The 8,465-nt window shown below is 70.2% G+C and carries 9 protein-coding genes; 3 read left to right on the forward strand and 6 right to left on the reverse strand.

Features of this window, described 5'->3' with window-relative positions:
* Window positions 1-70: 70 nt before the first annotated feature.
* On the reverse strand, window positions 71-730 hold the full coding sequence (locus tag ACGFZS_RS48130) for an SDR family NAD(P)-dependent oxidoreductase (RefSeq protein WP_393800552.1): 660 nt from the start codon (window positions 728-730) through the stop codon (window positions 71-73).
* 134 nt (window positions 731-864) lie between these two features.
* Here ACGFZS_RS48130 and ACGFZS_RS48135 point away from each other — a divergent pair, with 134 nt between their 5' ends.
* Window positions 865-1,746: a helix-turn-helix domain-containing protein gene (locus ACGFZS_RS48135; protein ID WP_393800553.1), complete on the forward strand. Its 882-nt coding sequence runs from the start codon at window positions 865-867 to the stop codon at window positions 1,744-1,746.
* Window positions 1,747-1,801: 55 nt separating this feature from the next.
* Here ACGFZS_RS48135 and ACGFZS_RS48140 read toward each other — a convergent pair whose 3' ends face one another.
* The 4 genes from ACGFZS_RS48140 to ACGFZS_RS48155 form a co-directional block, all read right to left on the reverse strand.
* Window positions 1,802-2,680 (reverse strand): ABC transporter substrate-binding protein, encoded by an 879-nt coding sequence (locus tag ACGFZS_RS48140; protein ID WP_393800554.1) that lies wholly within the window; start codon window positions 2,678-2,680, stop codon window positions 1,802-1,804.
* 64 nt (window positions 2,681-2,744) lie between these two features.
* Window positions 2,745-3,500, reverse strand: coding sequence for an SDR family NAD(P)-dependent oxidoreductase (locus tag ACGFZS_RS48145; protein ID WP_393800555.1), 756 nt, complete (start codon window positions 3,498-3,500; stop codon window positions 2,745-2,747).
* Window positions 3,497-4,180: a TetR/AcrR family transcriptional regulator gene (locus ACGFZS_RS48150; protein ID WP_393800556.1), complete on the reverse strand. Its 684-nt coding sequence runs from the start codon at window positions 4,178-4,180 to the stop codon at window positions 3,497-3,499. The genes ACGFZS_RS48145 and ACGFZS_RS48150 overlap by 4 nt, the downstream gene beginning before the upstream one ends.
* A gap of 195 nt (window positions 4,181-4,375) precedes the next feature.
* Window positions 4,376-4,684, reverse strand: coding sequence for a hypothetical protein (locus ACGFZS_RS48155; protein ID WP_393800557.1), 309 nt, complete (start codon window positions 4,682-4,684; stop codon window positions 4,376-4,378).
* 259 nt (window positions 4,685-4,943) lie between these two features.
* Here ACGFZS_RS48155 and ACGFZS_RS48160 point away from each other — a divergent pair, with 259 nt between their 5' ends.
* A complete protein-coding gene (locus ACGFZS_RS48160; protein WP_393800558.1) occupies window positions 4,944-5,516 on the forward strand; it encodes a pYEATS domain-containing protein in 573 nt (190 codons plus the stop codon).
* A gap of 339 nt (window positions 5,517-5,855) precedes the next feature.
* On the opposite strand, the gene ACGFZS_RS48165 is transcribed toward ACGFZS_RS48160, so the two are convergent.
* Complete coding sequence (locus ACGFZS_RS48165; protein ID WP_393800559.1) at window positions 5,856-7,277, reverse strand: carboxypeptidase regulatory-like domain-containing protein; 1,422 nt, start codon at window positions 7,275-7,277, stop codon at window positions 5,856-5,858.
* A gap of 140 nt (window positions 7,278-7,417) precedes the next feature.
* On the opposite strand from ACGFZS_RS48165, the gene ACGFZS_RS48170 reads away from it, so the two are divergent.
* Window positions 7,418-7,999 (forward strand): TetR/AcrR family transcriptional regulator, encoded by a 582-nt coding sequence (locus ACGFZS_RS48170; RefSeq protein WP_393800560.1) that lies wholly within the window; start codon window positions 7,418-7,420, stop codon window positions 7,997-7,999.
* The last annotated feature ends 466 nt before the right edge of the window (window positions 8,000-8,465 follow it).

An 8,465-nucleotide genomic window follows, 5' to 3' on the forward strand; every position in this document is an offset into this window, starting at 1 on the left:
ACTAACAGTAGGTTTATCAGTCTGGACTGCTCAACCCGTCTTTAGTAAATACGGCAGGGGCGGCGCGGATTCAGTACCGCATCAGCTCGTGCTGCCAGGCGCTCGCGGGCTGCCGGTGCAGGTCGAGGTAGGCCTGGGCGAGCACCTCGGGGTCGAAGCGCGCTTCGCCGCCGCCGATGTCCCGCGTGATCGTGACGCTCGTCGCGTGCACTCCCGTGCCCGACAGCTGGTCGTGGAGTACGCGCACGTACGCCCGCAGCGCGGCCTTGCCCACGGAGAGGGAGGCGTGTTCCTTGGAGGGCGACAGCGCGTAGCCGCCGCCCGTGAACAGCAGGCTCCCGCGGCCGTCACGGAGTTCGGGGAGCACGGCGTCGGCCGCGACCCTGGCGCCCAGGACATTGACGGCCGTGACATCGGCCCAGTCCTGGTCGTCACCGCCCAGCGGCGAGTCCCGGCGCCGCACCCCGGCGTTGTACACGAGCACGTCGGGAGCGCCCAGCTCCGTGATCGCACGGTGGATCGCGCCCCGCAGGTCATCGGGGTCGCCGGCGTCCGCGACGTAGCCGCGGGCCTCGTGTCCGGCGGAGGCGAGTCCGGCGGCGTAGGCACCCAGCCTCGCCTCGTCACGGGCGAGCAGGGCGACCGGGTGCCCGGCACGGGCGAACGTGCGGGCGATCGCGAGGCCGATGCCGGGTCCGACACCGACGATCACAGCGGTTCCGAGAGTCATGACGGTCCTTTCAGACGTGGTCCTGCTGGTCATGACCTCAAGGCAACCAACAGCGCGGTCGATGCGGCAGGACGTGTCGAAGGGGGCACTGGCAGGCCCTCTTTAACCGCCGCACCCGTGCCTACTGTGGAGGTATGGACCAGCGCAGCCAGATTCGGGAGTTCCTGGCCTCCCGCCGGGCGCGGATCACCCCCCAGTCGGTGGGGCTGCCCGTGGCCGGACGCAAGCGCCGGGTGCCCGGGCTGCGCCGTGAGGAGGTCGCCGCCCTGGCCGGGCTCAGCGTCGACTACTACGTCCGGCTGGAACGCGGTGCGCTCACCAACGCCTCCGACAGCGTCCTGCGGGCCATCGCCCGGGCGCTGCGCCTCGACGCCGCGGAGCAGGCCCACCTGACCGACCTCGCCCGCGCGGGCCGCCCGTCCGCCGCGGCCCGCTCTCACCGCAGCTCGCCCGCGGCGATCGCCCCGCAGCTGCAGACGGTCCTGGACGCCCTCGTCGGCGTCCCCGCGCTGGTCCGCAGCCCCACCCTCGACATGATCGCCGCCAACTCCCTCGGCCGCGCCCTGTACAGCGTGCTCCCCATCGGTGCGCGCACCGCTCCGAACCTCGCCCGCTTCACGTTCGTCGACCCCCGCGCCCGCCAGTTCTGGCGTGACTGGGACGAGGTCGCCGACGACCTCACCGCCCAACTGCGGGCCGCCGCCGGCGCGAGCCCGTCGGACCGCGCCCTCACCGATCTCGCCGGCGAACTGTCCACCCGCAGCGACACCTTCCGCGAGCTGTGGGCCCGCCACGACGTACGCGCCCACGGGCGGGGCACCAAACGATTCCGGCACCCGGTCGTGGGCGCGCTCGAACTGCGCTACGACCTCCTCCACCTGGCCGCCGAACCCGGCCTGACGATGATCGCCTACACCGCCGAACCGGGCACGGCCTCGCACGACAGCCTGTCGCTCCTCGCCTCCTGGGCGGCGGCCCAGGACCAGGAGACCGACCAGAACCAGACCACGCGCTGACACTCGGAGACGCGCCGGCGCCCCTCACCCTCGGATGCTGTCCCGGAACCCACCGCTAGGACGCGGTGCTTGCCCTGCCGTAGAACTCGGCCGCGGTGACGGTGGCGGGAACACCGAGTTCGGCGGCGACCGCGGTGATCGCGGCGTCACCGGTGGGCAGGTCGACTCGGCCGTCGATGGTGAAATGCGGTGCGATGAACGTCTCGTAGTGAGCGCGGACCTCGTCCGCCGTGTGCCCGCCGAGGAACGTCCGCATGTGCCGCACCGTGGTGTCGGGGTCGTCGTGGATCACTTCCAGGGCGCGCCGGTGCGCCCGGAGGACGGCCTGGACCGCCGGGCCGTCCGGGTCGGTGTAGGTGGGGTCGACGGCCAGGCCCACGGTGGGGATCCGGAAGTGGTCTCCGACCCAGGCCGGCACGTTCCAGCCGTGTTCGGCGGCCACTGCCTCCGGCGCCATGGTGCTGCCGACCAGGGCGGTGTCGATCTCGCCCGCGCGTAGTCGGCGCAGGTCCATGCCGTAGTCGCCGGGCGGGCGGACGACGGTCTTGACGTCACGGTCCGGGTCCAGGCCTGCCCGGCGCAGCACGATCCTGGTGAAGCAGCCCGGCGCGGTGTGCGGGGCGTGCACCGCCAGCCGTCGGCCGGCCAGGTCGGACAGCGAGGTCAGGCCGGAGCGGGCGAGGAACCAGAACAGCGGCCGGTGGGTGTTGACGTTGAGCCCGACCCAGGGAGTGCCGTCCGTCAGCCGGGACAGCAGCGCCCGGCCCAGCCCGATGGTGGCGCACCGGCGCAGCCGCTCCTCGTCCCAGGCGCAGCCGTCGCGCAGCGAGACGTGGACGCCCTCGTCGGCGTAGAAGCCCTCCTGGTCGGCGATGTAGGCGGCCAGTTCCTCGTGCAGGCCCCGCCCGACGTAGGCGAGATCGATCGTGTGCATGAGCGCTTGTCCTTGATCGTGCCGCCGCCGTGCGCCGGGGCGTCGGCGAGGCGTCGGCGAGGCGTCAGTACATGGCCATGCCGCCGTTGACCGCGGCTGTGGTGCCCGTCATGAAGGCGTTGTCCTCGGCGGCGTAGAAGGCGACCGCCTGGGCCACATCCGCCGGGTGCGCCAGGCGGCCCAGGGGAGTGGCCGCCACCTGCTGCCGCCGTGTCGCGTCGTCGAGCACGTCGTCGGCGGTGCGGGTCTCCACCGGGCCGGGTGCGACGACATTGACCGTGATGCCCTGTGGTCCCAGTTCCTGGGCGAGGTACCGGGCGAACTGCTCCAGTGCGGCCTTGGCCGTCCCCAGCGCGATCATGCCCTTCCGGGGCCGACGGCTGAGGCCGGTACCGAGGTAGACGATGCGTCCCCAGCCCTGTTCGGTCATGGCGGGCAGGACGGCTCTGGTGACCGCGAAAGCGGCGTGCATCTCGGCGTCGAGCTTGCCGCCCAGTTCTTCCCATGTCATGTCCTGGAACGACTTGACCGCGTACGGGATCAGCGCGTTGTGCACCAGCACGTCGATGCCGCCCCATGCGGCCCCGACCCGCTCCACCAGGCTCTCGACCGCTGCCACCTCGCGTACGTCGGCCTGCACGGCCATGGCCCGGCCACCGGCGGCCTCGATGCCGGCCACCACCTCATCGGCCGCCTTGGCGTTGCTGAGGTAGTTGACGACGACGCGCATCCCGCGCGCCGCCAGAAGGCGTGCGGTGGCCGCGCCGATTCCGCTGCTGGCTCCTGTCACCAGTGCCACCCTGCCGGGTGTCCCGGTCATGGGCTCACCTCCTCCTCGTCGTCGCGGGCCGTCGGAATCACCGTCCCGAGCCGTTCGCCGTCGATCGCTGGACCGGCGGAGCGGATCGCCCCGTGCAGCACCGTGTCGACGGTCGCCCGCAGCAGATCCGCCGCGGTCCATTCCAGTTCGTACGGCAGCCGGGAGGTGAACAGCCGCTCCAGGGCGCCGCGCGTGATCTCCCCGAGCAGCTCGGGCGGCACCGACAGCAGTCCCCGCCGGTGACCGTCCCGGAACAACTCGTCGATGCGCCGGTAGATCACCGCGTCCACCCGCTGTTCCACATACCGGCGCAGCATCGCGTCGCCGCCGCGCCCCGTGGCGAGCTGTGCCGCGCCGATCCGCCCGAGCTCGGTGCCCGCCGCGACCAGGAACCGCTGGACCCGCGCGTCGAACGGCTGCCCCTCGGCGTCCTCGGCAGCCGTCACCAGAGTGCGCTCCACCGCCGCGAACCGCCGGTCCAGCACCGCGGCCAGCAGGCTGTTCCGGTCCGGGAAGCAACGGTAGATCGTCTTCTTGCTCATCCCCAGCTCACGGGCGAGATCATCCATGCTCACCCGCGCGGAGCCCGGTGCGAGGAACAACCGGCCGGCCGTCTCGACGATCACCTCGGCACGTTGTTCGTCGGCTGCGGAAACGATCGAAACGGAAACAGTTTCCATGGTTTTCATCGTGAGCACCTCTCCGCGCGCTGTCAATGTCCTGTTCTCACGCGGTTGAGCGTGCCGGGGGTGCTGGATGGCCGTACCGCCTGGGGTGGTGTATGTGCGCTTCGTCGATGTTCGTGCGGACGGGCTGATCCGCAGGACGCCGAGACGTTCGAAGTGACGCTTCTGCTCTGCGCCCAGGCCGGAGAGTCACACGGCGAGGGCGCCGCCGACGAACGTACGTTCTGGCGGTGACGCCACGAGTTCGACCATGGTGCCGGCGCGCAGGCCATCACCGATGACGCGCGTGATCGCGTCGGTGAGCGCGGTGCCGAGGCGCGCGGTGATCTGGGCGGCGTCGGGGCGATCGAAGACGCCGGCGCCGACACCCAGGATCACCGAGGCACGCGTGTCCACGGCCTTGCCGCCTTGCGCGAAACGGCCTGCGCGGAACGCGCCACAGTCATCACCGCCCTGCACGCCTACGAGGCCGCCTTGGAGCAGGCGGGCGACCGGCATCGGAACGCGCAGCCGCGTTAGCGGACTTGCCGGAGTCGGCATGGCGCGGCCTGCTGACCCAGCCTGACGGCCCGACCAGCACAGCGGAAGCCCGACCTGAGACCGGAAATCTCAGTCGATCTGGCGATGGGAGACCGGATCCGGAGACGGTCTCAGTCGATCTGGTCCGGCTCCGCCATTCCGAACTGATGCCGAGCCAGATGGTCACGCACGACTGGTAGCGTCATCCCGGGCCAGGTCGCCGGGGGGCGGGGGAGCGATGAAGGACTGGATACCCTTTCTGCAGGCTTTGATCTGGCCAGGCGTCGTGCTGACGCTCGCCCTCACGTTCCGCGCCAGGCTGGGGCGACTCATCGAAGCGATCAACAGCCGAGTCGAGCGCGGCGACTCCTTCGAAGCGGGGGCGTCAGGTATAAGACTCGGTCCCTCGGCTCCGCAGACTCCAACCGGGGTCGAGCCACAGCCAGGCGCGCAGCCCGTCCTTGAAGTACCGCCGCCGCTGGCCGAACTGACCGAGGGCTCGAACGATGCCGCTCCCAGGGTTCATCTGGTTCACACGGCGCACCGCGACAGCGGGCTCGACAAAGACGGCTACCGGTACTTCCGGCTTCGCATTGGCCTTGAGGGCGACAGGGACTCCGATCTCGACCGTGTCGCCAAGGTCGTCTACCACCTGCACCCGACGTTTCGGGATCCCGACCGCACCGTCACGAATCGCTCGACAGGCTTCGAGTTGACCACGGCGGCGTGGGGGAATTTCAGCCTGACCGCCGATGTCTACGTGAAGGGCGACGCCGAGCCCATCCGGCTGGAGCGGTACCTGGATTTCTGACCGGCGTGCATCGGTGTGCTTCTGCCCGATCTCCGGCCGGCGCGTCTCCCCTCCAACGTGCCGCGGGCCACAACGCTACGGTTCTCCGACAACGCCTCGACCGGTCCCCACGTCTCACCCCATGTAGTCCACGCAGATCAACGGGGTGCGGGCGACCAACTTTGCTGAGACAGGCCAGTCAAGGCGTGCGGTGCGGGCAGACCGAGCCGCAAGACGCCGCCCCCGGCAGCCGAGTCGGTGGACGACGGTCGGACTCGGACCGACACGCGGCCGCACAGTTCCAGCGCGGGCAGAGCCTCGGCCGTGTGACCCGGCCACGGGCGCAGGCGCCGCCCTTGCTCAGGATCCGTGTCCCGCGTGATCGAGATCGGGATCGAGAACGAGGCGTTGCGGGGCTGCGGGAGCTGACGTCCCGTTGCGCCGGGCGCGCAGGGCGAAGTCGGCCCGGACGGCCACTCCGGACTGCAGGAACCTCTGGTGGACCAGTGGATCTCGGCCGGGGTGGGAGACCACCACGCTGATGCAGCCCTCGGGCAGGCCGGTCACGGCGTACTCGCCGCGCGAGTTCGTCGTGGTCCGCACCAGCTGTCGGCCGCCGGTGTCCATGACGGTCACCGCGGCATGGTGAACGGGCTGCCTTTCGAGGTCGCGGACGGTGCCCTCCAGCATCGGCAACGGCTCGCCGAAGTGGTGCGGATGGACCGGAAGCGCGGTCGGCGCGGGCGCCTCCACGGACGGGTCCTCCACCGGCGGCTCCGGAACCTCCTCCTGTTCGGCCGCCGCTCCCCGCCGCCCGGCCGTGCGGTGGTGCCGCCAGGCGTCGAGGCCCAGCAGCGCCGAACCCGCGATGATCCACGCGCACAGGACGACGACCGGCCTCAGCACCCCCGCATCGTCGAAGTACATGACTCCTCGCAGGCCGTCGACCGCGTTGCCCAGCGGCATGACGGCGTACAGGCCCTGGAAGAACCTCGGCAGCAGTGGGACGGGGACGAGACCGCTGGAGGGCACGCTCAGTACGACGTACAGCCCCAGACCCACCAGCGGGAAGAAGTGCTTGACGAAAGGTGCCATGCCGAGAGAGAACGTGGCCACCGCCGTGGTGAGCAGGAACGAGATCGCCAGGGCCGCGGGGGCGTCGGGGAGGAAGCCCAGCCCCACTCCGACGTAGAAACCCGTGACGCTGAAGAGGGCGGCGACGCCCACGATCGTCATCAGTTTCCTGCGCCGGTCGAAGGTCACCGCCCGCAGCAGGGTGGTGGCGAGTATGTAGCCGGGGACGTTCCAGGCGATTCCGAAGTACACCAGGGTCGTGCCGGACCCGTCCTTGCGCATCGTGGGTGCCACGTCCGTGACCGTGAGCCGCTGGTGGTTGTGCGCCGCGAGCTGGGTGAAGCCCTTGGTCAGCGCCTGCTCAAGGGCCACCCCGTTGGCCTTGGCCACATACAGGACGGCGTGTCTGCCCTGTGCGGCGAAGCCGGCGACCGCGTCCCGGTCCAGCACGGCCCGGCGGGCCGCTCGGGCGTCCGTCACGGTGGTGACGTCGAACCGGCCGGGATGCTGACCCTGCAGAGCGGTGTCGACCCTGCGCTCCACCGTGCGGCCGGCGATCGCGAGTTTCGCGTGGTCGGGCTGCGGCTGGTGAAAGGCCGTGGGGAAGCAGAACAGCAGGCCGAGGAAGAGTATCGCCGGGATGGTGACGGTCTCGGCCAGGACTCTGGCCGCGGAGATGCCCCGCGGATGCTCGATCCGGTGCTTCACAGGACCACTCCGACCAGTTGCACGATGCTCCTCTCGGCTGCCCGTGCCCGGCCGGCGGGATGGCATCGTTCGATGAATGTACCGATCGGTACGTCTACGTCGGTTGGACCATACTCGTACCGATCGGTACAGTCAAAGCCGTGCCTCGTCCCGTCAATGCCGAGAAGCGTTCCGAGCTGCTGAAGCAGGTGGTGCACCATCTCCAGCGCGACGGTGTCGCGCAGATGTCGTTGAGTCCGCTCGCCGAGTCGATCGGAACCACCAAGCGCATGCTTCTCTACTACTTCGGCAGCCGCGAGAACCTGCTGGCCCAGGCGCTCGCCACCAGCCGACCCGATGTTCACGCGATGTTCGACGACGTCAGCGACAGCGCCGGACTGCACGCGGCGGCCCATGCCCTGTGGGAAGCGATGACGGTCGGGGAGCAGTCGGGGCCGATCCGTATGCTGCTGCAGCTGCTCAGCCTGGCCGCCACCGATCCGGCCCAGTACGGCGAGATCGCGGCCGAGACCGTGGACGTCATGGTCGGCCCCATCGTCGCGGCCTACGTCAGGCTCGGGCACTCGCCCCAGCAGGCGCGGGCCGGGGCCACGCTCCTCGTCTCCGGCCTGCGCGGCCTGTGCCAGGACCGCCTGGTGACGCACGACATCGCCCGCACCGACGAGGCCGCCCGCCGCCTCATCAGCAGCGCGGTCGCGGAACCCGGCACCCGTCCGGCGTGACAGTCCGGCCGCCGCCCGGCGGCCGGGAAACGTCGGTGTGCGTCTCTCCCCTCGCGATCTGCCGGACCGTCCGGAAAGCCTTCGGCTCAAAGGCGTGCCGATGTACAGTGACGAACGCCCCTGACCTGCAGAAAGCTGGCGGGGAGCCGTCTTCCAGGAGCTGCGAATGCTGCGCACCATGTTCAAGTCCAAGATCTAGCGTTTGGGTATTTGTGCAGGTCAGTGGCGCGATAGCCCCGCTCGGGTCAGTAAACTGTCAGCATCGGGCGCTGGAGCGTCCCAGCTTGCTGACCAGCTGGCCGCCGTGGCGGGGACCGGCCACAGGTGCCTGGCCCGACAGCTCGTTCGCTACATGGGTACTGAGTGAGTGGCTTAGACGCCATTTCAGTTGGCGTGATCTTGCGGCAGTCTGGGGTGATGACTGCTGCGCTTGTCGAGCGGATGGCGCCGGAAGAGCTGTGGACGT

The sequence above is a fragment of the Streptomyces sp. NPDC048288 genome (assembly GCF_043201555.1).
Classification (GTDB): Bacteria; Actinomycetota; Actinomycetes; order Streptomycetales; family Streptomycetaceae; genus Streptomyces.

Coding starts and splice junctions, on each gene's coding strand:
- ACGFZS_RS48150 (WP_393800556.1), bottom strand. CDS start 4,180: ATGGAAACTGTTTCCGTTTCGATCGTTTCCGCAGCCGACGAACAACGT.
- ACGFZS_RS48145 (WP_393800555.1), bottom strand. CDS start 3,500: ATGACCGGGACACCCGGCAGGGTGGCACTGGTGACAGGAGCCAGCAGC.
- ACGFZS_RS48140 (WP_393800554.1), bottom strand. CDS start 2,680: ATGCACACGATCGATCTCGCCTACGTCGGGCGGGGCCTGCACGAGGAA.
- ACGFZS_RS48160 (WP_393800558.1), top strand. CDS start 4,944: ATGAAGGACTGGATACCCTTTCTGCAGGCTTTGATCTGGCCAGGCGTC.
- ACGFZS_RS48135 (WP_393800553.1), top strand. CDS start 865: ATGGACCAGCGCAGCCAGATTCGGGAGTTCCTGGCCTCCCGCCGGGCG.
- ACGFZS_RS48155 (WP_393800557.1), bottom strand. CDS start 4,684: ATGCCGGTCGCCCGCCTGCTCCAAGGCGGCCTCGTAGGCGTGCAGGGC.
- ACGFZS_RS48130 (WP_393800552.1), bottom strand. CDS start 730: ATGACTCTCGGAACCGCTGTGATCGTCGGTGTCGGACCCGGCATCGGC.